The organism is Lysobacter xanthus, assembly GCF_047159895.1.
Genome location: NZ_BAAGAB020000010.1, coordinates 23,912 through 47,065, shown reverse-complemented (window position 1 = coordinate 47,065; position 23,154 = coordinate 23,912). Strand labels below are relative to the sequence as shown.

The following is a 23,154-nucleotide window of genomic DNA, read 5'->3' as shown; positions in this document are numbered from 1 at the left end:
CCCGCGACGGCGCGCATGTGACGCAGGTCATGTCACCTCGCGGCGAGCGTGATCAGCAGGCCCCGGGCGGCGGCGATGCGCTGGCCTGCCTCCGGCAGGTCGAGGGTGAGCTTGAGCTTGTCCGGCCCGTCCATCCTGTAGAGCTTCGGCTGGCCCTGGATGAGGCGGATGATCGCCATCGGGTCGACGTTCGGCTTTTCCACGAACTGCACGCGCCCGGTCTTCTCGGCGAGCTCCAGCTTGCGGATGCCGAGCGCGGTGGCGTCGAGCTTGAGCTCCGCGACGGCAAACAGGTGCTTCGCGGGCTCGGGTAGCAGCCCGAAGCGGTCGATCATCTCGACCTGCAGCTCGCGCAGTTCCTCGGCATTGCGTGCGCTGCTGATGCGTTTGTAGAGCGTCAGGCGCGTGTGCACGTCGGGCAGGTAGTCGTCCGGGATCAGCGCCGGGATGTGCAGCTCGACGTCCGCGCCGCGGGCCTCGACGACGTCGACGTCCGGCAGCTTGCCCTGGCGGATCGACCGCACCGCGCGCTCCAGCAGTTCCGTGTAGAGGCTAAAGCCGACTTCCGCCATCTGCCCGCTCTGCTCCTCGCCGAGCAGCTCGCCCGCGCCGCGGATTTCGAGGTCGTGCGTGGCGAGCGTGAAGCCCGCGCCGAGCTCGTCCATCGCCTCGATCGCGTCGAGCCGCTTCTTCGCATCGGAGGTGATCGACTTGCGGTCGGGGATGACGAGGTAGGCGTAGGCGCGATGGTGGGAACGGCCGACGCGGCCGCGCAGCTGGTGCAGCTGCGCGAGGCCGAACTTGTCGGCGCGGTTGATGATGATGGTGTTCGCGTTCGGGATGTCGATGCCCGACTCGATGATCGTCGTCGACAGCAGCACGTTGAAGCGCTGCTTGTGGAAGTCGAGCATCACGCGCTCGAGTTCGCGCTCCGGCATCTGGCCGTGGCCCACCCCGATGCGCGCATCGGGCACCAGCTCCTGCAGCTGGCGCTGCATGCGGCCGATCGATTCCACGTCGTTGTGCAGGAAATACACCTGGCCGCCACGCGAGAGCTCGCGCTGGAACGCCTCGCGCAGCTGAGCGTCGTCCCACGGCACCACGAACGTCTGCACCGCCAGGCGATGCGCGGGAGGCGTCGCGATGATCGACAGGTCGCGCAGGCCGGCCATCGCCATGTTGAGCGTGCGCGGGATGGGCGTGGCGGTCAGCGTGAGCAGGTGCACGTTCGCACGTAGCGCCTTCAGCGCTTCCTTCTGCCGCACGCCGAAGCGCTGCTCCTCGTCGACGATGACGAGGCCGAGGTCCTTGAACTTCACGTCGGGCTGCAGAAGGCGGTGCGTGCCGACGATCACGTCGATCTTGCCTTCGGCCACCTTCTCGAGCTCGGCCGCGATCTCCTTCTTCGACTTGAAGCGGCTCAGCACCTCGACGCGGATCGGCCAGTCGGCGAACCGGTCGCGGAAGTTCCGGTGATGCTGTTCGGCGAGCAGCGTCGTCGGCACCAGCAGCGCGACCTGCTTGCCGCCCGCGGCGGCGGTGAACGCCGCGCGCACCGCGACCTCGGTCTTGCCGAAGCCGACGTCGCCGCAGACCACGCGGTCCATCGGCTGGCTCGACTGCAGGTCGCGCACGACGGCGCTGATGGCGGCCGCCTGGTCGGGCGTTTCCTCGAACGGGAACGCGGCGGCGAAGGGCTCGTACATCGTGCGGTCGACGTCGATCGCGAGGCCGGCGCGCGCCTGGCGCTTGGCCTGGATCTCCAGCAGTTCGGCGGCGACGTCGCGGACCTTCTCGGCGGCCTTCTTCTTCGCCTTCTGCCACTGTTCGCCACCGAGCGAATGCAGCGGCGCGGTTTCCTCGGAGGCGCCCGAATAGCGATTGATCAGGTGCAGCTGCGACACGGGGACGTAGAGCCGGTCGCCCTTCGCGTACTCGATGTCGAGGAACTCGCCGGGCATGCCGCCGACGTCGAGCGTGACCAGCCCGCGGTAGCGGCCGACGCCATGGTCCTCGTGGACGATCGGCGAGCCTTCGTTGAGTTCGCCGAGGTCGCGGATGATCGCCTCGGGCTCGCGGCCCACGCGCTTGCGGCGACGCGGCTGCGACGCGCGCTCGGGAAACAGCTGGCGCTCGGTGAGGACGGTGAACGTCGGCGTCGAGATCGAGAAGCCGTCGTCGAGCGGCGCCACCGCGATCGCGAACAGCGTGCCGTCGGACGAGGCGGTCGCCCCCCGACCGCGGTCGTAGAACGCGGCCCAGTCCGGGAGGATCACGGGCTTGAGGCCGACCGCGTCGAGCAGTTCGAGCAGCGCCTCGCGGCGGCCCGCGGAATCGGCGGCGATCAGCACGTCGCCCGGATAGGCCGACAGGAACGACTTCAGCGAATCGCTCGCGGCGGGATCGCGCGGCGCCAGCGGCAGCGGCATCGCCGGCTGGTCGCCGAGCGGAGTCGCGCGGTCGAGCTGCGGGTGGCCGGCGCCGCAGACCTCGACACGCGAGGTCTCGTTGAAGAGGCCGCGCAAGGCATCGGGCGCGAGGTAGAGCTCGGACGGCGGCAGCACGGGCCGTTCGACGTCGTGCCGGCGCTGCTCGTAGCGTTCGCCCGTCTGCGACCAGAACTGCTCGGCGGCCTCGAAGCTGCCTTCGGTGACGATCGGCAGCACGCCATCGACCATGTAGTCGAACAGCGTCGCGGTCTCGTCGAAGAACAGGGGCAGGTAATACTCGACGCCGCTCGGCGCGAGGCCGGACTTGAGGTCCTGGTACAGCGAGCTGCGGCGCGTGTCGACGTCGAAGCGCTCGCGAAGCCGCTCCAGCGCGCCCTTCAGCGCCGCGTCGTCGAGCGGCAGTTCGCGGCCCGGGAGCAGGTGGATGCGCTCCATCTTCTCGAGCGAGCGCTGGGACTCGGGATCGAAGACGCGGATCGTGTCGATCTCGTCGTCGAGGAGCTCGACCCGGAACGGCTGGTCGGCGCCCATCGGATAGACGTCGAGCAGGCCGCCGCGCACCGCGAAGTCGCCGGGGTCGAGCACCTGCGGGACGTGACGGTAGCCGGCGCCTTCGAGGCGACGCTTCTCGGCATCGAGGTCGAGGCGCTGACCGACGCGCACGTCGAAGCTGCCGCCCACCACGTGCCTCGGCGGTGCGAGGCGCTGCATGAGCGTCTGCACCGGCAGCACGAGGACTCCGCGCGCCAGCTGCGGCAGGCGGTGCAGCGTAGCGAGGCGCTGGCTGACGATGTCCGGATGCGGGCTGAAGGCGTCGTAGGGCAGCGTCTCCCAGTCGGGAAACGCGAGCACCGGCAGGTCGCCGTCGACGGCCGCGCGCGTGCCGAGCAGCGTGCGCAGGTCGACCTCGAGCTGGTGCGCCGACTGGTTGTCGCGGGTGATCGCGAGCAGCGGGGCGTCGTGGGCCGTCGCGGCAGCGGCGACGTGGAAGGCCAGTGCGGACGCGGAGGCCGGCGCACGCCACCAGGCGCGCTGCTGGCCGGCGCGGGGCAGCGGCGGAGTGGGGAGGATGGGGGTCGGCATGAAGCGCGCCATTCTAGCGGGGCGCGTCGCAGGCCCTGCGCCGGGTCACGCGCGGGGCAGCTCCAGCGCGACGCGGATCAGGGCCGGGTCGCTCCCGCCTTCGATCCGGCGGAAGCCGAGCGACTCGGCGAGCCGGAGCAGGTCGGCGTCGTCGGGCAGGTCGCCGCGCAGGACGCCGAGGCCGCGGCTGCGCGCCCATTTCGCCATCCGCGTCAGCAGGTAACGCCGCATGCCGAGCCCGGCGATGAAGCGGCTCACGAGCAGCGTGAACATGCCCTCGTGCGCCGCCGGATCGGTATGGGCATGCGCCATCGCCGCGATCACCGCCTCGCCGGGCCCTTCGAGGTCCGTCGCGACCAGGGTGAACTCGGTGCGGGGATTCGGCCGCGACAGCCGCTCGGCCTCGGTGGTCGAGAGCTCGCCCGCGCCGCCCAGCTGCTGGCGCAGCGGCTCGGGCCCGAGGAGGTCGAATCCGGCGCGCAGCGGGGCCGCGTCCTCCGGCCGTATCGGACGGATCAGGATGTCGCGGCCGTTGTCGAGCCGGTGACGTTCGTGCCAGGGGGGAAGACGATCTCGCGCAACCATGCGGTGATCGTTCCAGAACGCGCGTTATTCCGCGGTGTTCACCGCGCATCGTTCGATGCGCCGATGTCGGGTCCGGCGGGCCGGTCCGGCGGCCCGTCGACCATTGGTAGACTCGCGGCCCCATTCGAACCGACAGGACTGCCCATGGCCGGCGGCGGCGATTCCACCCGCGCGATCTTCTTCGCGCTCGGCGCCAACCTCGCGATCGCGATCGCCAAGGGCGTGGCGGCGTTCTTCACCGGATCGAGCGCGATGCTGGCCGAGACCGTGCACTCGCTCGCCGACTGCGGCAACCAGGTGATGCTGCTCATCGGCGTGAAGCAGTCGAAGCGGCCGCCGTCGCCCGATTACCCGCTGGGCTACGGCAAGGCGATCTACTTCTGGTCGTTCCTGGTCGCCGTGATGCTGTTCACAGTGGGCGGCATGTTTTCGCTCTACGAGGGCATCCACAAGATCCACGCGACCGAGCCGCTGAAGGACTGGTGGTGGGCGGTCGGCGTGCTGACGTTCGGCATCATCGCCGAGGGCATCTCGATGCGCGCCTGCATGCAGGAAGTGAACAAGGCCCGCGGCGGCCGTTCGCTGGCCCAGTGGTTCCGCGAAAGCCGGCAGGGCGAGCTGCTCGTCATCTTCGGCGAGGACTTCGCCGCGCTCGTGGGCCTCGTGTTCGCGCTGGCGGCCGTGGTGCTCGCGGTCGTCACCGGCAATCCCGTCTGGGATGCGATCGGCTCCATCGGCATCGGCGTGCTGCTGATCGTGGTCGCGGTCTTCGTCGCGATCGAGATCAAGGCGATGCTGATCGGCCAGAGCATGGACCCGCTGCGCGAGCGCGAACTGCGCGCATTCCTCACCGCGCGGCCGGAAGTCGCGCGGATCATGCACCTCATCACCGTGCAGCTCGGCAACGACGTGATGGTGTCGGTGCAGGCCAAGATGCGCGACACTGGCGATGCGACCACGATGATCGAGGCGATCAACACGGTCGAGCGCGACATGAAATCGACGTTCCCCGAGGTGCGCTGGAGCTTCTTCGAGCCCGATCTCGACGACGCGGGCCCGGAAGCGCTGATCGCCTAGGGCGCGGCCTTCAGCCAGTCGAGCTTCCAGCCCGCGCCGGCGTCCTCGCCCAGCGCGCCGGCCAGCGGCGGGAGCAGTGCGCGCAGGCGCGCGTCGAACTGGTAGGGCGCGTTGAGCACCAGCAGGCCGCTGCCGTTCATGCGCAGCGGTGAATCGTCCCGCCGCACCAGCAGCTCCGCGACCATCACCGAGCGCGCCGGCAGCTGCGCGGCGCGGCGGTACATCTGCTGCAGCGACCGCCGCAACTTGATCGGATACCAGAGTGCGTAGGTGGCCTGCGGGAAGCGGGTGAGCGCCTCGCGGATGGCACTGAAGGCGTCGTCGTATTCGGCGAGCTGCGATTCGTAGGGCGGGTCGATCAGCACGAGGCCGCGGGCGATCCGCTCGCTGCCGTGCTTCGGCGGCAGCAGCGCGCGCATCCCGGAATAGCCATCGCGCGTGTGGATCGCCACGCGAGGGTCGGCGCCCAGCCTCGATTCGAGCTCGACGGCTTCCTCGGCCTGCAGTTCGCAGCAGGCGATCCGGTCCTGCGGGCGCAGCGCGTGGGCGAGCAGCCACGGCGAGCCGGGGTAGGAGTTCAGGCCATGCGCCTTGCGGCAGGCGGCGATCGCCTGCAGGTAGCGGCGCAGCGCCGGCGCCTCCGCGGAGGCCAGACGGCCGATGCCGCCCTCGGCTTCCTGCGTACGGCGCGCCTGCGGATCGTTGAGGAAGTACAGGCCGCGGCCCGCATGCGTGTCGAGTGCGAACAGGGGCGCGGGCTTCGCGCAAAGTGCGTCGCAGAGCTCGAGCAGCGCGGCGTGCTTGAGGACGTCCGCGTGGTTGCCGGCGTGGAAGGCGTGTCGGTAGTTCATGCGCATAGGGTACGCGGTGGCACACTGGCGGCCATGACGGAGGGCGGCATGGGGCGGATCCTGCTGGTGGAGGACGAGGCGGCGATCGCGCGGACGGTCGAGTTCGCGCTGCGCGCCGACGGCTTCGAGGTCGACCATGCGCTGACGGGGGGCGACGCCCTGCGCGTCGCGGCCCAGGCCACGCACGACCTCGCGATCCTCGACGTCGGCCTGCCGGATATCGGCGGCTTCGCGCTCTGCCGCGAGCTGCGGCGCGGCCGCGACCTGCCGGTGATCTTCCTGACCGCACGCGATGCCGAGGCCGACCGCGTGCTCGGCTTCGAGATCGGCGCGGACGACTACGTCGCGAAGCCGTTCTCGCCGCGCGAGCTCGTCGCCCGCGTGCGTGCCGTGCTCCGGCGCAGCCGGGGCGCCGCCCCCGCCGCCGGGTTCGAGCACGACGCCGAGGGCCATCGCATCACGTGGCGCGGCCGCACGCTCGACCTCACCCGCTACGAGTACGGCCTGCTCGCGGCGCTGCTGCAGCGCCCCGGCGCGATCCTGACCCGCGCGCAGCTGATGGACCGCATCTGGGGCACCGACAGCGACAGCACCGACCGCACCGTCGACACCCACATCAAGACGCTGCGCGCCAAGCTGCGCGAGGTCGATCCGGACGCCGACCCGATCCGCACGCAGCGCGGCCTCGGCTACTGCCTCCAGCGCGACTGACATGCGCATCGGCCTGCGCATCTTCCTGGGCTACTTCGCGATCGTCGCGCTGGCCGGCCTGCTGGTGACGAAGGTCTTCGTCGCGCAGGTGAAGCCGGGCGTGCGGCAGGCGATGGAAGACACGCTGGTCGATACCTCGAACGTGCTCGCGGAACTGGCCGCCGACGACCTCGCGTCCGGCCGTATCGCCGACGGCCGTTTCGCCACGCACGTTCGCGCGCTGGGCGGGCGCGATCCGGGCGCCGCCATCTGGGGCTTCCGCAAGCGCAGCACGACCTACCGGATCTATGTCACCGACGCGCGCGGCATCGTGGTGTTCGACAGCACGGGCCGCGACGTCGGTCGCGACTACTCGCGCTGGAACGACGTGCGTCGAACGCTGCAGGGTCGCTACGGCGCGCGCTCGACCGCCGCGGATCCGAACGATCCAGGCTCGACCGTGATGCACGTGGCGGCGCCGGTGCGCGATGCCGGCGGTCGCCTCATCGGCGTTCTCACCGTCGCCAAGCCGAACCGCGCGCTGCAGCCCTTCATCGAGCGCAGCCAGGCGACGATCACCCGCTGGGGGGCGGTGCTGCTGGGCGTCGCGCTGCTGACCGGCATCGCCGCCGCCTGGTGGCTCTCGCGCCAGCTCGGCCTGCTGCGGCAGTACGCGCAGTCGGTCACCGCGGGCGAGCGCGCCGCGCTGCCGCGTACCGCCGGCGAGTTCGCCGAACTGGGGCGGGCGCTCGAATCGATGCGCGCGCAGCTGGAGGGCAAGCAGTACGTCGAGCGCTACGTGCACGCGCTGACGCACGAGATGAAGAGCCCGCTCGCCGCGATCCGCGCCAGCGCGGAACTGCTGGAAGCGCCGCTGCCGGACGCCGACCGCGCGCGCTTCGCCGAATCGGTGCGCCTGCAGAGCGACCGCCTCGCACAGATGATCGACAAACTGCTCGCGCTCGCGGCGGTGGAGCACCGGCAGCGCATCGAGGAGCCGGAGGCCGTCGAGCCCGAAACCCTCGTCCGGAACGCGGCGGCCGACTGCGAACGCCTGCTGCAGGCCCGCGGCCAGCAGCTGCGCATCGACGTCGCTGGGGGGTTGCCCTTGGTGCACGGCGACCCGTTCCTGCTGCGGCAGGCACTGTCGAACCTCGTCGAGAACGCGTCGGACTTCTCCCCTGCCGGAAGCGTCATCGACCTGCAGGCGCGCCGTGACGGGGAGGGCATCGTCCTCGCCGTCGCCGATCGCGGCACGGGCATTCCCGACTACGCGACCGGACGCGTCTTCGAACGCTTCTATTCGCTGCCGCGCCCGGGCGGCGAGAGCCGCAGCAGCGGCCTCGGGCTGTGCTTCGTCGCGGAGGTCGCCGACCTGCACGGCGGGGAAGCGTCGCTCGCCAATCGCGATGGCGGCGGCGCCGAGGCGCGCCTGCGACTGCCGGGCTGACTTCATACCCGCTTCACCGGCGCGCCATCGCCCGACCATCCACCTCCGCGAGGCTGTCCCCCTCACTCCCGGGAGGCAGGACGATGCGGCTGTGGCTCAAATTGATGTTCGTGGGCGCGATGACGCTGGTCATCCTGATCCCGCTCGCGATGGTGAACGGCCTCGTGTCCGAGCGCCGCGCGTACCGCGCGCAGGCGGTCGCCGACGTGATGCGCATGCACGCGGGCGCGCAGGCGGTGGCCGGACCCGTGCTCACCGTGCCGTACAGCGAGCAGGTCGAGGTGCGCGAAACCGGCGCGGACGGCGTGCTCCGCACCGTGCGCCGTCGCCAGGACGCCGAATGGACCTTCTTCCCCACGCAGCTCGAGGCGGCGGGCCCGTTGCGGCCGTTCACCCGCCGCCGCGGGCTGTACGAGGTGCCGGTGTACGAATGGAACGGCAGGCTGGTGGCGCGCTTCGACGTGCGCTTCCCCGAGGCCACGGCCGGTAGCGAGCGCGTCGTCGGCGATCCGGTGCTGGGCTATCGGATCTCCGACGTGCGGGGCATCCGCGGCCTTCCGCGCCTGCGTGTCGACGGGCGCGACGTCGAGGTCCGGGAGGGCGCCGGCCGTGGCGACGCCAGCGGCGTGCACGGTCGCCTCGCGATGCCGGCGGACGCGACGCGCTTCACGTTCGAGGCGCGGCTCGACCTGCAGCTCGCGGGCACGGCGTCGCTCGCGCTCGCGCCGCTCGGAAAGCGCAACACCGTCACGATCGACTCCTCATGGCCGCATCCGAGCTTCCAGGGCCTGTCGCCCGGCCGCAGCCGCGTGGACGGAAAGGGGTTCCGCGCGGAATGGCAGGTCGCCTCCGTCGCCACCGACGCGCAGCACCAGTACCTCGCCGGCCGCATGCTGCGTCCCTTCGGCGCGAATCCGACGGTCGAGACCACCAGTGGCGATACCGGTGCGGTGGACGTGCTCGGCGTCGTGCTGGGCGATCCCGTCGACGCCTACACGCGGGCCGACCGCGCGACGAAGTACGGCATCCTCTTCGTTGTACTGACGTTCGTCGGCTTCTTCATGTTCGAAGTGGTGCGACGCCTGCCGGTGCACCCGGTGCAGTACGGCCTGGTCGGACTCGCGCTCGTGCTGTTCTTCCTGTTGCTGGTGAGCCTCAGCGAGCACATCGACTTCGGCATTGCTTACCTGGTCGCCAGCGCGGCCTGCATCGGCCTGATCGGCTTCTACCTCAGCGCCGTTCTGCGCAGCGCACTGCGCGGCACGGCGTTCGCCGCGATGCTGGCGCTGCTCTATGCCGCCCTGTACGGGCTGCTGGTATCGGAGGACAACGCCTTGGTGCTCGGCGCGGGACTGCTGTTCGCGATCCTCGCCGCACTCATGGTGATGACGCGGCACCTCGACTGGTATCGCGTGGGTGGCGCGACCCCGCCGCCGCTTCCCGACACCGCTTGAGGCCTGCGCCCCCCGCGTCGCGACGCGGAGGGCTCAGCGCGGCTCGATCGCCAGTTCGATGCCGAGCCCGTCGACGTACGCCTGCTCCGCCCGCACGTCCGCCTTCAGCAGTGGACGTGCGTCGAACCAGCGGGCCGAGACCCCCAGCACCAGTCGGTCGGGCTCGGCACGCGCCCCCAGTTCGGGGATCGGCTCGCCGTCGTGGCCGCGATGCAGCACCACGGCGACCCGCAGCAGCGCGGCGAGCCGTCGCGCCGAGGCGAGCAGGCGATCGGGCAGGGCGTCGAAATCGGACTTGTACACCCGGCGGCGGTGCGTGCGCACCAGCGCGGCGAGGAACTGCTGCTGCTGCTGCGAGAAACCCGCGATGTCCGAGTTCTCGATCACGTAGGCCCCGTGCAGGTGGTACTTGCTGTGTGCGATGGCGAGCCCGAGCTCGTGCAGCCGCGCCGCGCGAGCAAGCATCAGCCGATCATCGTCGTCGAGCGACCAGTCGCCAGCGACCTGCTCGAACAGCCGAAGCGCGGTCTGCTCGACGCGCTGCGCCTGCGCGCGGTCGATGCCGTAGCGCTCGACGAGCGCGGTGACCGAGGCCTCGCGCGGATCGTCCAGGCCGCCGCGGCCGACCATGTCGTGCAGGATGCCCTCGCGCATCGCGGCCTTGCTGACCGCCAGGCGTTGCAGGCCGAGCGCATCGAAGGCGGCCTCCAGCACCAGCAGCCCGCCCGCGATGATCGGCCGTCGCTCCTCCGAGAGACCGGGCAGGTCGATGTCCTCGAGGCGATCCGCCTGGAGCAGGCGGTCGCGGACCTGCGGCAGGGCCTCCGCGGTGATCGCACCCTTGGTGAGCTTCATCGTGGCGCAGACCTCGCCGATCGCCTTGGCGGTGCCCGACGAGCCCAGCGCCTCGTCCCAGCCGAGGGCGCGGTACGTCAGCGCGAACTGCTGCAACTCCGCCCTGACCGCGGACACGCCGGCTTTCCAGGCCTTGCGGCTCAGCTTGCCGTCGCCGAAGAAGCGCCGCGTGGTCGCGATCGCACCCACCTGCACGCTCTCGCGCTCGATCGCCTCGAAGCCGCTGCCGATGATGAACTCGGTCGAGCCGCCGCCGATGTCGATCACGAGACGCAGGTGGCCCACCTTCGGCGGTTGCTCGTGGGCGACGCCCAGGTAGACGAGGCGCGCTTCCTCACGGCCGGAGACGACCTCGATCGGATGCCCCAGCGCGCTTTCCGCGGGCGTGAGGAACGCCTGCGGCATCGCCAGGCGGCGCACGGTGTTGGTGGCGATCGCACGCACCCGCTGCGGCGGCACGTCGCGCAGGCGTTGCCCGAAGCGCGCGAGGCACTCCAGCGCGCGCTCGCGCACCTTCGCGTCGAGCCCGCCCTTCGCGTCGAGGCCTTCGGCGAGCCGAACGGTCTCCTTGATGCGGTCGACCACGCGCAGCTGCCCGAGCACGTAGCTCGCCACCACCATGTGGAAGCTGTTCGAGCCGAGGTCGACCGCGGCGAGCAGGTCGCCGTCCGCGAGCGGCAGGCGCGCGGTGTGCAGGAGTCCGTTCATGCGCCGCAGATCTTTCCCAGCAGCTTCGCCTGCGCCGAATGCGGCGGTTCGCCCTCGGCGGGATGCAGCCGCGTGTAGTGGCCGTCGGCCCCGAGGGTCCAGGCGGCGCAGTTGTCGTCGAGGTAGTTTTCGAGCGCCTCCGCGTAGATGCGGCGGGCGACGCGCGGGTCGAGGATGGTGAAGCCCGTTTCGACGCGGCGCAACAGGTTGCGCTCGAGCCAGTCGGCGCTGCCGCACAGCAGCTCAGGCTCGCCGCCGTTCTCGAACCAGTAGACGCGCGAGTGTTCCAGGAAACGGCCGACCACCGAGCGCACGCGGATGTTTTCCGACACGCCGTCCACGCCCGGTCGCAACGAGCACGCGCCACGCACGATGAGGTCGATGCGCACGCCGGCCTGCGAGGCGCGGTAGAGCGCGCGGATCACCTGCGGCTCGTTGAGCGCGTTCATTTTCGCGATGATCCGCGCCGGCTTGCCCGCGCGCGCGTTCTGCGCCTCGCGTTCGATGCGCATGAGCATCCCGCTGTGCAGCGTGAACGGTGCCTGCAGCATGCGGCGCAGCTCCAGCGACGGCGCGAGGCCCGAAATCTGCTGGAAGATGAGGTGCACGTCGTGGCCGATGTCCGGGTCGGCGGTCATCAGGCCGATGTCGGTGTACGCCCGCGCCGTGCCCGAGTGATAGTTGCCGGTGCCCAGGTGCACGTAGCGGGTGAGTTTGGAGCCCTCGCGGCGCACGATCAGCATCATCTTCGCGTGCGTCTTGTAGCCGACCACGCCGTAGACCACCTGCACGCCCGCCGCCTGCAGGCGGTCGGCGAGGCCGAGGTTGGCCTCCTCGTCGAAGCGCGCGCGCAACTCGACGACGACGGTGACGTCCTTGCCGTTGCGCGCGGCCTGGATCAGGTGCTCGACGATCGGCGAGTCCCTGCCGGCGCGGTAGAGCGTCTGCTTGATCGCCAGCACGTGCGGGTCTTCCGACGCCTGCCGCAACAGCTCCAGCACGGGCGTGAACGCGTCGAACGGGTGGTGCAGCACCACGTCGTGCGAGGCGACGGTCTCGAACATCGATTCCACGCCGTGCAGGATCCGCGGCGTGAACGGGGGGAACTTGAGGTCGGGCCGCTTGACGCGGTCGTAGACCTGGATCGCCCGGTTGAGGTTCACTGGACCGTTGATGCGGTAGACCGCGTTCTCGTCGAGCTCGAAGTTCTCCAGCAGCAGGTCGACGATGTCCTGCGGGCACTGCTCGGCGATCTCGAGCCTCACCGCGCGCATGTAGCCGCGGCCGAGCAGTTCGTCGCGCAGCGCGAGCGCGAGGTTCTCGACTTCCTCCTCGTCGACCAGCAGCTCCGAATTGCGCGTGACGCGGAACTGGTAGGCCCCCTTCACCGTCATGCCCGGGAACAGCTCGTCGACGAATGCCGACAGCACGGCCGACAGGAAGACGAAGTCGGTCGGCCCGCCGGAGACGTCCTCGGGCACCTGGATCAGTCGCGGAAGCGAACGCGGTGCGCGAACGATCGCAAGGTGGCCGGCGCGGCCGAAGGCATCGCGCCCGTCCAGCACGACGACGATGTTGAGCGACTTGTTGAGGATCTTCGGAAACGGATGCGCCGGGTCGAGGCCCAGCGGCGACAGCACCGGCAGGATCTCGTCGAGGAAGTAGGTCCGCAGCCAGCCCGCCTGCGCCTCGGTCCACGCATCGCGGTGCAGCACGCGCACGCCAGCCTCGGCCAGCGCCGGGCGCAGCACGTCGTTCCAGCAGGCGTACTGCGACTCCACGAGCGCGGCCGCGCGCTCGTGGATGCGGGCGAGCGTCGCCGAAGGCACGAGGCCGTCGGGGCCCGCGGCGAGGCCCAGTTCCTGCGCATGCTGGAGCGTGCCGGCACGGATCTCGAAGAACTCGTCGAGGTTGGTGCAGCTGATGCACAGGTAACGCAGCCGCTCCAGCAGCGGCATCGCCGGGTCCTGCGCCTGCGCCAGCACGCGGAAGTTGAAGTCGAGCTGCGAGAGCTCGCGGTTGAAGTAGAGCGACGGGTCGCGCAGCAGGTCTTCGGCGCCGTCGTGGTCGGAGGTCATGCGGTCTGCTCCAGGGGTTGCCGGTCGCGCACGCGCGCGGCGCCGAAATGACAGGAGAACGTGCTGCCCACGCCGACCTCGCTGTGGATGTCGAGTCGTGCCTGGTGCAGCTGAAGAACGTGCTTCGCGATCGCGAGGCCCAGGCCAGTGCCGCCGCTTTCGCGCGATCGGCTAGTGGAGACGCGGTAGAAACGCTCGGTGATCCGCGGGAGGTGCGCGGCGGGGATACCGTAACCGGTGTCGGTGACGGCGAGCACGAGGCCGTCGCCGCCGTCGGGGTCGACTTCGCGGTCGAGGCGGATGCGGATTCGCCCGCCCGCGGCCGTGTAGCGCACTGCATTCGCGACGAGGTTGGAAAACGCGCTGTGCAGTTCCTTCGGCGACCCCACGAGGTCGACGTGAGCGCGGTCGTCGACCTCGATCTCGTGCCGCCCCTGGCTCAGCGCCTGCGCTTCGCGACGCAAGGCGGCCAGCATGCCCGCCATCGGCACGACCTCCTCGCCCTGCAGCCCCGCGCGCGATTCGAGCCGCGAGAGCGTGAGCAGGTCCTCGACCAGCTGCGTCATGCGCACCGACTGGCGCTGCATTTCGGCCAGCATCGGTGCCCATTCGGGCTGCTCGGCGGGATCGAGCATGTCGAGGTAGCCGTGCAGCACCGTCAGGGGCGTGCGCAACTCGTGCGAGACGTTCGCGACGAAGTCGCGGCGCATCTGCTCCAGCTGCAGCAGGCGGCTCACGTCGCGAGCGACGAGCAGCCACAGCTCCTCGGAATAGGGCAGCAGCCGCAGGCTCAGGGTGGTCGAGCCGTCGAGCGGCGAGGGCACGTCGAGCGGCTCGGCGCGGCGCCCGCGTGCCAGCCACGACGCGAGCGGGATGTCGGGCAGGCGCGCGACGATCGACGCGCCGATGTCGGGCGGATAGCGCAGGCCCAGCAGGGTCGTGCCCGCCTCGTTGAACCAGACGATGCGCTGGGTGTCGCGCTCGACCACGACCACCGCGTCGGGCAGTACCGTGGCCGCGGCGCGATACGCCCGCACCATGTCCACGAGCCGGCGCTTGCGCAGCCGGGCGCTGGTCTGCCGCCGGTGCAGAATGCGCTCGATCTCGCCGTGGATGTCGGCGGAGGCGTCCGGTCGCGCGTGCCGGCCCGACGTCAGCCGCGCGACCAGCCCCGCCATGCGCAGGCTCTGCCACGCGACCGCCGCGAGCGCGCCGAGCGCCAGGCCCCAGGCCGGGCGGCCTGCGAGCGCGCCGCACGACAGGCCGGCCGCGACCAGCAGCGCCTGCAGGCCGAGCGTGCGCAACCAGGCGGAGCGGGCGCTGGGGGTCATGGTCGGCAGTCTAAACGCCGGCCGTGGACGCGGCCGTGGCGCGGTCGGTCAGAGCGGCGAGGACGCGGAGAACCGATAGCCGGTGCCGCGCACCGTCTGCACCATGCCGTCCAGTGCGAACGGCTCGAGCGTCTTGCGCAGGCGGCGGATATGCACGTCGATCGTGCGTTCCTCGACGTACACGCTGCCGCCCCAGACGTGGTCGAGCAGCTGCGACCGCGAGTAGACGCGGTCCGGATGCGTCATGAAGAAGTGGAGCAGGCGGTATTCGGTCGGACCGATCTGGATCGGCTGCTCGCCCGTCGGGGTCTGGGCCAGAACGCGATGCGCGGCGCCGTCGATGCGCAGGTCGCCGATGGCGATGCTGCCGTCGGCCTCGTCCTCGCGCGTGCGGCGCAGCACGGCGCGGATGCGCGCCAGCAGCTCGCGTGCCGAGAACGGCTTCACCACGTAGTCGTCGACGCCGGCTTCCAGGCCGCCCACGCGGTCGTTCTCCTCGCCGCGGGCGGTGAGCATGATGATCGGCACGTCGCGCGTCAGCGATTCGCGGCGCCAGCGGCGCGCGAGTTCCAGGCCGCTCGTGCCGGGCAGCATCCAGTCGAGCAGAATCAGGTCGGGCACGCGGTCGGCGATCGCCTCCTGCGCCTGGCGTGCATCGCCGGCATGCACGGGCTCGAACTCGCCCTTGCGCAGGGCGAACGCGACCATGTCGCGGATCGCGGGTTCGTCTTCGACGATCAGGATGCGCTTGTGCACGCGGCCACCGGGCTCCTCGGATGCCGCCACTACACTACCGTCCGGTTACAGCCGCATGACAACCGTCGGGCGGCGGTCAGCGCTTGAGGTCTTCGTCGCGGATGCCCTGCCGCCGCAGTTCGAGCACCGTCGGGGTGATCTGCGCGATGCGCGCGTCGATCCGCGCGCGGGCGTAGTAGTCGAGGTCGTCGCGTTTGCGCAGCGTGTTGAGCTGCACGAGCGCCAGTTCCGGCCGTCCGCTCAGGTAGGCGGCCTCCGCATGGGCCTCGCCCGCGCGTACCGGGTCGCCCGCACGCTCGCTCGCCCGCGCGAACGTGCGCTGGAAGACGGGATCGTCCGACAGGCGCGACATCAGTGGACGCAGGATTTCGACCGAACGGCGGGCCGCCGCCGCGCCGCTGCGCTCGCCGAGCACCTGCGCATAGGTGAGCGCGACGGCGCGGCTGGTCGGTGCGGCCGTGATCAGCGCCTCGAAGCGGGCATCCGCGGCGGCGCCGTCGCCCGTCGAGGCCTCGGCCTCGGCGAGCGCGAGTTGCGGCCAGACGTCGGCCGGCCGACGCGCGACGAGCGCGGCCAGCGCGGGTTTCGCCACGCGCGCCTGCCCGGCCTTGAGCTGCGCCACCGCGAGGCCGTACTGCTCGCCGTCGGTCAGCGCCCGCGCATGGCGCATCGATTCGTATTCCTGGATCGCCGCCGCGGGGGTCAGCGCGCTCAGCACGCGCAGGCGCTCGCGGGCGTAGGCGAACAGCCCGGTCGGACCGGCGCCCGGGCCGGTGTCGATGCGCAGTCCGCCGGGCAGCAGCGGCGAGTCGCTGCCGAAGCCGCCGCTCCACGTGTGCTGCCCGCCGACGCGCTCGGCACGCTCGCGCGCCTCGGTGATGCGCGTGAGCGTGAGCGGATGGCTTCGCAGGTAGTCGGTGGTCTCGCCGAAGGCGTTCGCCTCGTTGGTGCGCATGCGCGACTGCAGCTTCGCGAAGAAATCCGCCATGCCGCGCGGGTCGAAATGGCTGCGCGCGAGCACCTGGATGCCGATGCGGTCGGCCTCGGATTCGCTCGCACGGGTGTAGTTGATCTGCCGCTGCTGCGCGAGGCCCATCGCCGTCACCATCGCCGCCTGTGCCGCATCGTCGGCCGAATTGCCGTGCGCCTGCTGCGCGATCACGATCGCGCCGAGCATCGCGAGCATGGTCGGGAGCTGGTCCTGCTTGGCGCGCTCGACGTTGCGCAGCACGTGCTGCTGCGTGACGTGCGAGATCTCGTGCGCCAGCACGCCGGCGACCTCGTCCTCGCGGTCGGCGGCCAGCACGAGGCCGGAGTTCATCCCGACATAGCCGCCCAGCGTCGCGAACGCGTTGATCTGGCGGTCGCGCAGCATGAAGAAGGTGAAGTTGCGCTTGCCGTCGTCGGTCGCGCCGGCGAGCCGCTGTCCCAGCGTGTCGAGCCAGCCGTCGATCAGCGGGTCTTCCAGCACGAACTCGTAGTGCCGCAGCTGGGCGAGCGTCATCGCCCCGTAGGCCTGCTCCTGCGCCGGCGTGATCAGCTCACCCGCCGACGAGCCGATGTCGGGCAGCCGCGGCTCCTGCGCGGAGGCGAGCGGCAGGACGAGCGCGGTGGTCAGGGCGGCGGCGAGCAGGGCGATGCGGAGCAAGGGCGTTTCCCGGTGCGTGGCGACGTCAGGCGGCAGGCCAGCATGCGGCCGCCCGGCGCGCGGGGCGTGAATCATCGGTTAAGTCCCGTTTGGACCGGCGACCGGCCGCTTCGTTCCCCCGCGCCGCTGTGTTCCGGCCCAAGGCTGGAAATGACGACGAACGGTCGCCATAGTCCTCCGACCCCCGCCCGGAGAGCCCCGTGAGCAGCCCCGCGAACATCGTCATCTACAGCACCGCCGTCTGCCCGTACTGCGTCGCCGCCAAGAATTTCCTGCAGAGCAAGGGCCAGACCTGGTCGGAAGTGCGGGTCGACACCGACCCCGAACAGCGCCGCCGGATGATCGAGATGACCGGCCGCACCAGCGTGCCGCAGATCTTCATCAACGAGACCCACGTCGGCGGCTACGACGACATGATCGCCCTGCATCGCAAGGGCGGCCTCGAGCCGTTGCTCGCCGGCCCGTCCACGCACTGACGCTTCCCAAGGCCGTGGCGCCTGCCGCCGGCCACTTCCACCGAGACCCCGATGAGCCAGACCCCGAACGACCGCGTCGCCGAATTCACCGCCTTCCGCAAGCGGATGAACGAGCGGATCCTCGCCGAGCCCAACCAGGTCGTGCGCCGCTTCTTCGCGCTCGACACGCAGACCTACCAGGCCGGCGCGCTGGACGTGAAGACCAAGGAGCTGCTCGGTCTGGTCGCGTCGATGGTCCTGCGCTGCGACGACTGCATCAGCTACCACGTCGCCCAGTGCAAGGAGGCCGGGGTCAGCCGCGAGGAGATGTTCGAGACCTTCTCGGTCGGCTTGGTCGTCGGCGGTTCGATCGTGATTCCGCACCTGCGCCGCGCCGTCGACTTCCTCGACCGGCTGGAGCAGGGCGAGGCCGTACCCGCGCCGCACGACCACGCCTGAGCGGCCGTTTCCGCGTTCTTCGACGTTCGTCCAAGGGCGGGCCCGCCGCCCTTCCGGCATAATGCGCGGCTGTTCATTCGGCGCCGTACGGTTACCCCGGCGGCGCCCATCTGCCGGAAATTCCAATGACGCAAACCATCACGGTCATCCGCGGCGACGGCATCGGCCCGGAAATCATGGACGCCACGCTGCGCGTCCTCGACGCGATGAAACTGGGCCTGGCCTACGAGTTCGCCGACGCCGGCCTCGTCGCCTTCGAGAAGCAGGGCGAGCTTCTGCCCGCGGCGACGATGGATTCCATCCGCCGCAACCGCATCGCGCTCAAGAGTCCGCTGACCACGCCGGTCGGCGAGGGCTTCTCGTCGATCAACGTCGAGCTGCGCAAGCGCTTCGACCTGTACGCGAACGTGCGTCCGGCGATCTCGTTCCCGAACACCAAGTCGCGCTTCGGTAGCGGCGTGAACCTCATCACCGTCCGCGAGAACACCGAGGGCGCCTACATCGGCGAGGGCCAGTCGGTGTCGGAGGACGGCGAGACCGCGGTGCTGCAGCAGAAGGTCACCCGCCGCGGTTCCGAGCGCATCGTCCGCTACGCCTTCGAGCTGGCCCGCCGCACCGGCCGCAAGAAGGTGACGGTCGTGCACAAGGCCAACATCCTGAAGTCGACGTCGGGTCTGTTCCTCAAGACCGCGCGCCTCGTCGCGCAGGACTATGCCGACATCGAATGCAACGAGATGATCGTGGACAACTGCTGCATGCAGCTGGTCATGAAGCCGGAGCAGTTCGACGTCATCGTGACCACGAACCTCTTCGGCGACATCATATCCGACCTCTGCGCCGGCCTCGTGGGCGGCCTGGGCCTCGCGCCCGGCGCGAACATCGGCACCGAAGCGGCGATCTTCGAGGCCGTGCACGGCACGGCGCCGGACATCGCGGGGCAGGGCAAGGCCAATCCGTGCGCGCTGCTGCTGGGCGCCGCGCAGATGCTCGACCACCTCGGCAAGTGCGAGGACGCCGAGCGCCTTCGCCGCGCGATCGTCGCCACGCTCGAAGCGAAGGATTCGCTGACGCCGGACCTCGGCGGAACGGGCACCACCACGACGTTCGCCGACGCGATCATCCGGCGCGTCTGACGCCTGCCCCGCGCATGAAAAAGGCCGCCCTCGGGCGGCCTTTTTCGTTTCCGGCCGGTCAGCGCCGGGACTGCAGCTTCGACAGCAGGCGCAGCATCTCCAGGTAGAGCCAGATCAGCGTCACGAGCAGGCCGAAGGCCGCGTACCACTCCATGTACTTCGGCGCGCCCTGCTCGACGCCCTGCTCGATGAAGTCGAAGTCGAGCACCAGGTTCAGTGCTGCGATCGTCACGACGAAGACGGAGAACAGGATGCCGACGGTGCCGCTGTCGTGGATGAAGCCGAAGCCCGAGAAGCCGAACAGCCGCATGCCCAGGTTGATCAGGTAGAGCAGGGCGATGCCGCCGGTCGCCGCCACGACGCCGAGCTTGAAGTTCTCGGTGGCGCGGATCAGCCCGCTGCGGTACGCGACCAGCAACGCGGCCAGCGTGCCGAACGTCAGGCCGACGGCCTGGATCACGATGCCCGGGTAGCGCTGCTCGAACACGCCCGAGATCGCGCCGAGGAACACGCCCTCGAGCAGCGCGTACAGCGGCGCGGTCACCCGCGACCACTGCTTGCGGAACATCGTGACGAGCGCCACGACGAACCCGCCGAGGCCGCCGCCGAGCACGTAGGGCATCGGATTGAAGGCATCCGGTGCGGCGAACAACTGCGACCAGGGCCAAAGCGCCGCGCCGAGCGTGAGCACCAGCAGCAGGGCCGTCCGGTTCACCGTGCCGTTCAGGCTCATCGCCCCGCCGTCGGAGCGCACGACGGCGCCGGAGCCGAGGTCGAGGAAGGTGGACGCCTTGAGCGCGGGGTTGCCGCTTCGCATGGCCGGATCCTTGGATCGCAGTGGAAAGCGTGAGGATAGCCCGCGCCCCGGCCGGCGCGCGCATTGACACCGGCGGGGTGCCCGCCGAGAATGTTCAGCCTTTCGCGGCGCTGGTGCGCGACGGAAGGCCCGGCCGGGGCATAGCGCAGTCTGGTAGCGCATCTGGTTTGGGACCAGAGGGTCGGGGGTTCGAATCCCTCTGCCCCGACCATTCCGGTTTGCGCCGGACCTGCTCTGGAGCATGCTCGGGATACGCGCCCGTAGCTCAACCGGATAGAGCACCGGCCTTCTAAGCCGGTGGTTGCAGGTTCGATTCCTGCCGGGCGCGCCGCGCAGCGATGATGTTCCAGCGTCGACGCGTATAAACGCGCCGTCGCGCGCTACGATAGTGAGACACCGGCGTGCTGTCGCATCTTGGACAGCCGCCCATGCGTTCTACGGTGGCTGTAGCTCAGTTGGTTAGAGTCCTGGATTGTGATTCCAGATGTCGGGGGTTCGAGTCCCCTCAGCCACCCCAGTTTCAACGTCGCGGTTGCGCAGATCGCGAACGGTGTTAAAATTCGCAGTACGGGCCGTTAGCTCAGTTGGTAGAGCAGTTGACTCTTAATCAATAGGTCCAAGGTTCGAATCCTTGACGGCCCACCAAATCGAAGCACCCGGCGACCCCGGGTGCTTTTTTTTGGTCGATCCGGCGGTTTGATCGCGAAAGTGGCGGAACTGGTAGACGCACTGGATTTAGGTTCCAGCGCCGCAAGGCGTGCGGGTTCGAGTCCCGCCTTTCGCACCACGCCGCACCGGGGAATGGATCCGATGCCACGCCCGAGCGCGGGTCCCCGCGTGTGAGGAGGCCCGCGGCGTGGGCCCATATGCCGCCGGCACGGCCCCAATCCGGCATCCAGCCCCCGACGATGCCCCGCGTTCGACGCGGCAGGCGCATGCCTCTGCTCCAGCGGCGGTCCGCCCGCGCCGATAGAGCGACGTGTACGGTCCACCGGCCCTGGAGGCATTGCGGCCGTCGATCACGGTTCGCGCAGCGCCGTGCGGCGGCGGCCGCCCGTCCGGGGGATGACCACTCGGCTGGCGCCCGCCCGCCCGATCCGCCAAACTATCGCGTTACTTAACGGGACGGCCGAGGCCGCGCTGTCCCGACCCGTCAGCTAGTTACGAGCCGCGCCACAGGCCGCGCGGTCGCAGGAGTGGATATGCAAGTTTCGGTCGAATCCGTCGGCAACCTCGAGCGCCGCATGACCCTGAGCCTCCCGGCCGACCAGCTGGAGACGGCCGTGTCGTCGCGCCTGCGTGAGATCGCGCGCGGCGCCAAGATCAAGGGCTTCCGCCCGGGTAAGGTGCCTGCGAAGGTCATCGAGCAGCGCTACGGCCCGCAGGTGCGCAGCGAGATCCTCGACCAGATGCTCGGCGACAGCTTCCGCAGCGCCGTGCGCGACAACGCGCTGCAGATCGCCGGCTCGCCGCGCATCGAGCCGTCGCAGGGCGATGACGGCCAGATCGCCTTCGTCGCCGACTTCGAAGTCGTCCCGGACTTCGGCAACATCGACGTCGCCACGCTGAAGGTCGTTCGCCACACGGCCGAAGTGACCGACGCCGACATCGACACGATGATCGAGAACCTGCGCCTGCAGCGCCGCACCTGGAACACGGTCGAGCGCGCCTCGATGACGGGTGATCTCGTCGAATTCGAGACCTGGTCGCAGGCGGGCGAGCAGCGCGTCCCGGCCGAGGGCATCGAGCGCGGCGCCGACGTGCTGGGCTCGGGCATGATGCTCGAGACGATCGAGCAGCAGCTGACGGGCACCAAGGCCGGCGAAAGCCGCCAGTTCGACGCCGACTTCCCGGCCGACTGGCGCGTCGAGGAATTCGCCGGCCGCACCGTGCAGGTGAACCTCAACGTCACCCGGGTCGCCGAGTCGGTGATGCCGGAGGTCGACGCCGACTTCATCCGCAGCTTCGGCGTGAAGAGCGGTGATCCGGAGCAGTTCCGTCAGGAAATCCGCTCCAACCTCGAGCGCGAGCTCAAGGGCGCGCTGATGAACCGCCTGCGTCGCGAGGTCGGCGAGCAGCTGATCGCCACGTACGAGCACGTCGAGCTGCCGCCGCGCCTGGTCGAGAACGAGGCTCGCGCGATCGGCGCGCAGGCGCTCGAGAACGCGCGCCAGCAGGGCCACCAGGGCGACCTGCCGGACGGCATGATGGAGCAGTTCATGGAGCCGGCGCGCAAGCGCGTGCTGGTGGGCCTGCTGGTCGGCGAGATCGCGCGTCGCAACGAGCTCCGCCTCGACCCGCGCCGCGTGAACGAGACCATGCGCCTGATCGCGTCGACGTACGAGGAGCCGCAGCAGGTCATCGAGCTGTACCGCAACGATGCCAACCTGATGCAGGGCCTGCAGAACCGCGTGATGGAGGAGCAGGTGATCGACTGGATCGCCGAGCGCGCCGAACACACCGAACAGCCGCTGACCTTCGCCGAGGCGATCCGCCAGTAAGGGCTTGTGCCGCGGTCCGGCCGGCCCCACTGTTGGCCGGACCGCACAGATAAAAAAGAGATCGACGCACCCATGGACAATCGCCCCCACGCCCTCAACCTCGTGCCGATGGTGGTCGAGCAGACCAGCCGCGGCGAGCGCGCGTACGACATCTACTCGCGCCTCCTCAAGGAGCGGGTGATCTTCCTGGTCGGTCCGATCGACGACCACATGGCGAATGTCATCGTCGCCCAGATGCTCTTCCTCGAGGCCGAGAACCCCGAGAAGGACATCAACCTGTACATCAACTCGCCCGGCGGCGTGGTCACGGCCGGCATGGCGATCTACGACACCATGCAGTACATCAAGCCGGACGTGAGCACGATCTGCGTCGGCCAGGCGGCCTCGATGGGCGCGCTGCTGCTCGCGTCGGGCACGGCGGGCAAGCGTTACGCCCTGCCGAATGCGCGCGTGATGATCCACCAGCCGCTCGGCGGCTTCCAGGGCCAGGCGTCGGACATCGACATCCATGCCCGCGAGATCCTGACGCTGCGCCAGCGCCTCAACGAGATCCTGGCCAAGCACACCGGCCAGCCGATCGAGACGATCGCCCGCGATACCGAGCGCGACAACTTCAAGAGCGCGCAGGCTTCGAAGGAATACGGCCTGGTCGACCAGGTGCTCGAGCGTCGCCCCGACGACTCGATCCAGGCCTCCTGAGGCGCCGTCCGCAGAGTCCGCGGACCGCCTTCACAAACCCCGGAAACGACGGCGTCCCGGGCCCCGCAGGGCCT

The 23,154-nt window shown here is 70.1% G+C and carries 18 protein-coding genes and 5 tRNA genes; 14 read left to right on the top strand and 9 right to left on the bottom strand.

The window, feature by feature from the left end:
- Positions 1 to 32: 32 nt before the first annotated feature.
- On the bottom strand, positions 33 to 3,533 hold the full coding sequence (gene mfd, locus ACY35P_RS05015; RefSeq protein ID WP_462114732.1) for a transcription-repair coupling factor: 3,501 nt from the start codon (positions 3,531 to 3,533) through the stop codon (positions 33 to 35).
- A gap of 45 nt (positions 3,534 to 3,578) precedes the next feature.
- Complete coding sequence (locus ACY35P_RS05010; protein ID WP_462114731.1) at positions 3,579 to 4,118, bottom strand: GNAT family N-acetyltransferase; 540 nt, start codon at positions 4,116 to 4,118, stop codon at positions 3,579 to 3,581.
- 144 nt (positions 4,119 to 4,262) lie between these two features.
- Between ACY35P_RS05010 and ACY35P_RS05005 the strand changes: the two genes are divergently transcribed.
- Positions 4,263 to 5,195 (top strand): cation diffusion facilitator family transporter, encoded by a 933-nt coding sequence (locus ACY35P_RS05005; RefSeq protein ID WP_462114730.1) that lies wholly within the window; start codon positions 4,263 to 4,265, stop codon positions 5,193 to 5,195.
- On the opposite strand, the gene ACY35P_RS05000 is transcribed toward ACY35P_RS05005, so the two are convergent.
- Positions 5,192 to 6,046 (bottom strand): 23S rRNA (adenine(2030)-N(6))-methyltransferase RlmJ, encoded by an 855-nt coding sequence (locus ACY35P_RS05000; RefSeq protein WP_462114729.1) that lies wholly within the window; start codon positions 6,044 to 6,046, stop codon positions 5,192 to 5,194. The genes ACY35P_RS05005 and ACY35P_RS05000 overlap by 4 nt on opposite strands.
- 48 nt (positions 6,047 to 6,094) lie before the next feature.
- Here ACY35P_RS05000 and creB point away from each other — a divergent pair, with 48 nt between their 5' ends.
- From creB to creD, 3 genes are all read left to right on the top strand, one after another.
- Positions 6,095 to 6,757, top strand: a complete 663-nt coding sequence (creB, locus tag ACY35P_RS04995) for a two-component system response regulator CreB (RefSeq protein WP_462114728.1) — start codon at positions 6,095 to 6,097, stop codon at positions 6,755 to 6,757.
- A 1-nt stretch (position 6,758) separates the two neighbouring features.
- Positions 6,759 to 8,186, top strand: a complete 1,428-nt coding sequence (gene creC, locus ACY35P_RS04990) for a two-component system sensor histidine kinase CreC (RefSeq protein ID WP_462114727.1) — start codon at positions 6,759 to 6,761, stop codon at positions 8,184 to 8,186.
- A gap of 83 nt (positions 8,187 to 8,269) precedes the next feature.
- Positions 8,270 to 9,640 carry a cell envelope integrity protein CreD gene (creD, locus tag ACY35P_RS04985; protein ID WP_462114726.1) on the top strand — a complete coding sequence of 457 codons (1,371 nt, stop codon included), beginning with the start codon at positions 8,270 to 8,272 and terminating at the stop codon, positions 9,638 to 9,640.
- 33 nt (positions 9,641 to 9,673) lie between these two features.
- On the opposite strand, the gene ppx is transcribed toward creD, so the two are convergent.
- The 5 genes from ppx to ACY35P_RS04960 all read right to left on the bottom strand — a co-directional run bounded on the left by ppx (position 9,674) and on the right by ACY35P_RS04960 (position 17,016).
- Positions 9,674 to 11,203, bottom strand: coding sequence for an exopolyphosphatase (gene ppx / locus ACY35P_RS04980; RefSeq protein WP_462114725.1), 1,530 nt, complete (start codon positions 11,201 to 11,203; stop codon positions 9,674 to 9,676).
- Positions 11,200 to 13,281 carry a polyphosphate kinase 1 gene (gene ppk1 / locus ACY35P_RS04975; RefSeq protein WP_462114724.1) on the bottom strand — a complete coding sequence of 694 codons (2,082 nt, stop codon included), beginning with the start codon at positions 13,279 to 13,281 and terminating at the stop codon, positions 11,200 to 11,202. The genes ppx and ppk1 overlap by 4 nt, the downstream gene beginning before the upstream one ends.
- The gene (gene phoR / locus ACY35P_RS04970; RefSeq protein WP_462114723.1) at positions 13,278 to 14,612 is read right to left on the bottom strand and encodes a phosphate regulon sensor histidine kinase PhoR; all 1,335 of its coding nucleotides are present in this window, start codon (positions 14,610 to 14,612) and stop codon (positions 13,278 to 13,280) included. The genes ppk1 and phoR overlap by 4 nt, the downstream gene beginning before the upstream one ends.
- Before the next feature lie 48 nt (positions 14,613 to 14,660).
- Positions 14,661 to 15,368: a phosphate regulon transcriptional regulator PhoB gene (phoB, locus tag ACY35P_RS04965; protein WP_462114722.1), complete on the bottom strand. Its 708-nt coding sequence runs from the start codon at positions 15,366 to 15,368 to the stop codon at positions 14,661 to 14,663.
- 76 nt (positions 15,369 to 15,444) lie between these two features.
- Positions 15,445 to 17,016 (bottom strand): M48 family metalloprotease, encoded by a 1,572-nt coding sequence (locus tag ACY35P_RS04960; protein ID WP_462114721.1) that lies wholly within the window; start codon positions 17,014 to 17,016, stop codon positions 15,445 to 15,447.
- A 200-nt stretch (positions 17,017 to 17,216) separates the two neighbouring features.
- Between ACY35P_RS04960 and grxC the strand changes: the two genes are divergently transcribed.
- The 3 genes from grxC to ACY35P_RS04945 all read left to right on the top strand — a co-directional run bounded on the left by grxC (position 17,217) and on the right by ACY35P_RS04945 (position 19,063).
- On the top strand, positions 17,217 to 17,492 hold the full coding sequence (gene grxC / locus ACY35P_RS04955; RefSeq protein WP_462114720.1) for a glutaredoxin 3: 276 nt from the start codon (positions 17,217 to 17,219) through the stop codon (positions 17,490 to 17,492).
- Positions 17,493 to 17,543: 51 nt separating this feature from the next.
- A complete protein-coding gene (locus ACY35P_RS04950) occupies positions 17,544 to 17,930 on the top strand; it encodes a carboxymuconolactone decarboxylase family protein (protein WP_462114719.1) in 387 nt (128 codons plus the stop codon).
- Positions 17,931 to 18,055: 125 nt separating this feature from the next.
- Positions 18,056 to 19,063 (top strand): isocitrate dehydrogenase, encoded by a 1,008-nt coding sequence (locus ACY35P_RS04945; protein WP_462114718.1) that lies wholly within the window; start codon positions 18,056 to 18,058, stop codon positions 19,061 to 19,063.
- Positions 19,064 to 19,121: 58 nt separating this feature from the next.
- Here the strand turns inward: ACY35P_RS04945 and ACY35P_RS04940 are convergent, their stop codons facing one another.
- Positions 19,122 to 19,880, bottom strand: a complete 759-nt coding sequence (locus ACY35P_RS04940; RefSeq protein WP_462114717.1) for a Bax inhibitor-1/YccA family protein — start codon at positions 19,878 to 19,880, stop codon at positions 19,122 to 19,124.
- Positions 19,881 to 20,014: 134 nt separating this feature from the next.
- On the opposite strand from ACY35P_RS04940, the gene ACY35P_RS04935 reads away from it, so the two are divergent.
- The 7 genes from ACY35P_RS04935 (at position 20,015) to clpP (ending at position 23,080) form a co-directional block, all read left to right on the top strand.
- Positions 20,015 to 20,091: transfer RNA gene (locus tag ACY35P_RS04935), tRNA-Pro, on the top strand.
- 43 nt (positions 20,092 to 20,134) lie between these two features.
- Positions 20,135 to 20,208 (top strand) — tRNA-Arg (locus ACY35P_RS04930).
- A 112-nt stretch (positions 20,209 to 20,320) separates the two neighbouring features.
- Positions 20,321 to 20,397: transfer RNA gene (locus ACY35P_RS04925), tRNA-His, on the top strand.
- A 52-nt stretch (positions 20,398 to 20,449) separates the two neighbouring features.
- Positions 20,450 to 20,525 (top strand) — tRNA-Lys (locus ACY35P_RS04920).
- Positions 20,526 to 20,582: 57 nt separating this feature from the next.
- A tRNA-Leu gene (locus ACY35P_RS04915) sits at positions 20,583 to 20,667 on the top strand.
- Positions 20,668 to 21,082: 415 nt separating this feature from the next.
- The gene (tig, locus tag ACY35P_RS04910; RefSeq protein ID WP_462114716.1) at positions 21,083 to 22,381 is read left to right on the top strand and encodes a trigger factor; all 1,299 of its coding nucleotides are present in this window, start codon (positions 21,083 to 21,085) and stop codon (positions 22,379 to 22,381) included.
- 72 nt (positions 22,382 to 22,453) lie between these two features.
- Complete coding sequence (gene clpP, locus ACY35P_RS04905) at positions 22,454 to 23,080, top strand: ATP-dependent Clp endopeptidase proteolytic subunit ClpP (protein WP_462114715.1); 627 nt, start codon at positions 22,454 to 22,456, stop codon at positions 23,078 to 23,080.
- The last annotated feature ends 74 nt before the right edge of the window (positions 23,081 to 23,154 follow it).

What these genes read in the sequence shown, in the direction of transcription:
- mfd (WP_462114732.1), bottom strand. Translation starts at nt 3,533, where the DNA reads ATGCCGACCCCCATCCTCCCCACTCCGCCGCTGCCCCGCGCCGGCCAG.
- ACY35P_RS05010 (WP_462114731.1), bottom strand. Translation starts at nt 4,118, where the DNA reads ATGGTTGCGCGAGATCGTCTTCCCCCCTGGCACGAACGTCACCGGCTC.
- ACY35P_RS05005 (WP_462114730.1), top strand. Translation starts at nt 4,263, where the DNA reads ATGGCCGGCGGCGGCGATTCCACCCGCGCGATCTTCTTCGCGCTCGGC.
- ACY35P_RS05000 (WP_462114729.1), bottom strand. Translation starts at nt 6,046, where the DNA reads ATGAACTACCGACACGCCTTCCACGCCGGCAACCACGCGGACGTCCTC.
- creB (WP_462114728.1), top strand. Translation starts at nt 6,095, where the DNA reads ATGGGGCGGATCCTGCTGGTGGAGGACGAGGCGGCGATCGCGCGGACG.
- creC (WP_462114727.1), top strand. Translation starts at nt 6,759, where the DNA reads ATGCGCATCGGCCTGCGCATCTTCCTGGGCTACTTCGCGATCGTCGCG.
- creD (WP_462114726.1), top strand. Translation starts at nt 8,270, where the DNA reads ATGCGGCTGTGGCTCAAATTGATGTTCGTGGGCGCGATGACGCTGGTC.
- ppx (WP_462114725.1), bottom strand. Translation starts at nt 11,203, where the DNA reads ATGAACGGACTCCTGCACACCGCGCGCCTGCCGCTCGCGGACGGCGAC.
- ppk1 (WP_462114724.1), bottom strand. Translation starts at nt 13,281, where the DNA reads ATGACCTCCGACCACGACGGCGCCGAAGACCTGCTGCGCGACCCGTCG.
- phoR (WP_462114723.1), bottom strand. Translation starts at nt 14,612, where the DNA reads ATGACCCCCAGCGCCCGCTCCGCCTGGTTGCGCACGCTCGGCCTGCAG.
- ACY35P_RS04950 (WP_462114719.1), top strand. Translation starts at nt 17,544, where the DNA reads ATGAGCCAGACCCCGAACGACCGCGTCGCCGAATTCACCGCCTTCCGC.
- ACY35P_RS04945 (WP_462114718.1), top strand. Translation starts at nt 18,056, where the DNA reads ATGACGCAAACCATCACGGTCATCCGCGGCGACGGCATCGGCCCGGAA.
- ACY35P_RS04940 (WP_462114717.1), bottom strand. Translation starts at nt 19,880, where the DNA reads ATGCGAAGCGGCAACCCCGCGCTCAAGGCGTCCACCTTCCTCGACCTC.
- tig (WP_462114716.1), top strand. Translation starts at nt 21,083, where the DNA reads ATGCAAGTTTCGGTCGAATCCGTCGGCAACCTCGAGCGCCGCATGACC.
- clpP (WP_462114715.1), top strand. Translation starts at nt 22,454, where the DNA reads ATGGACAATCGCCCCCACGCCCTCAACCTCGTGCCGATGGTGGTCGAG.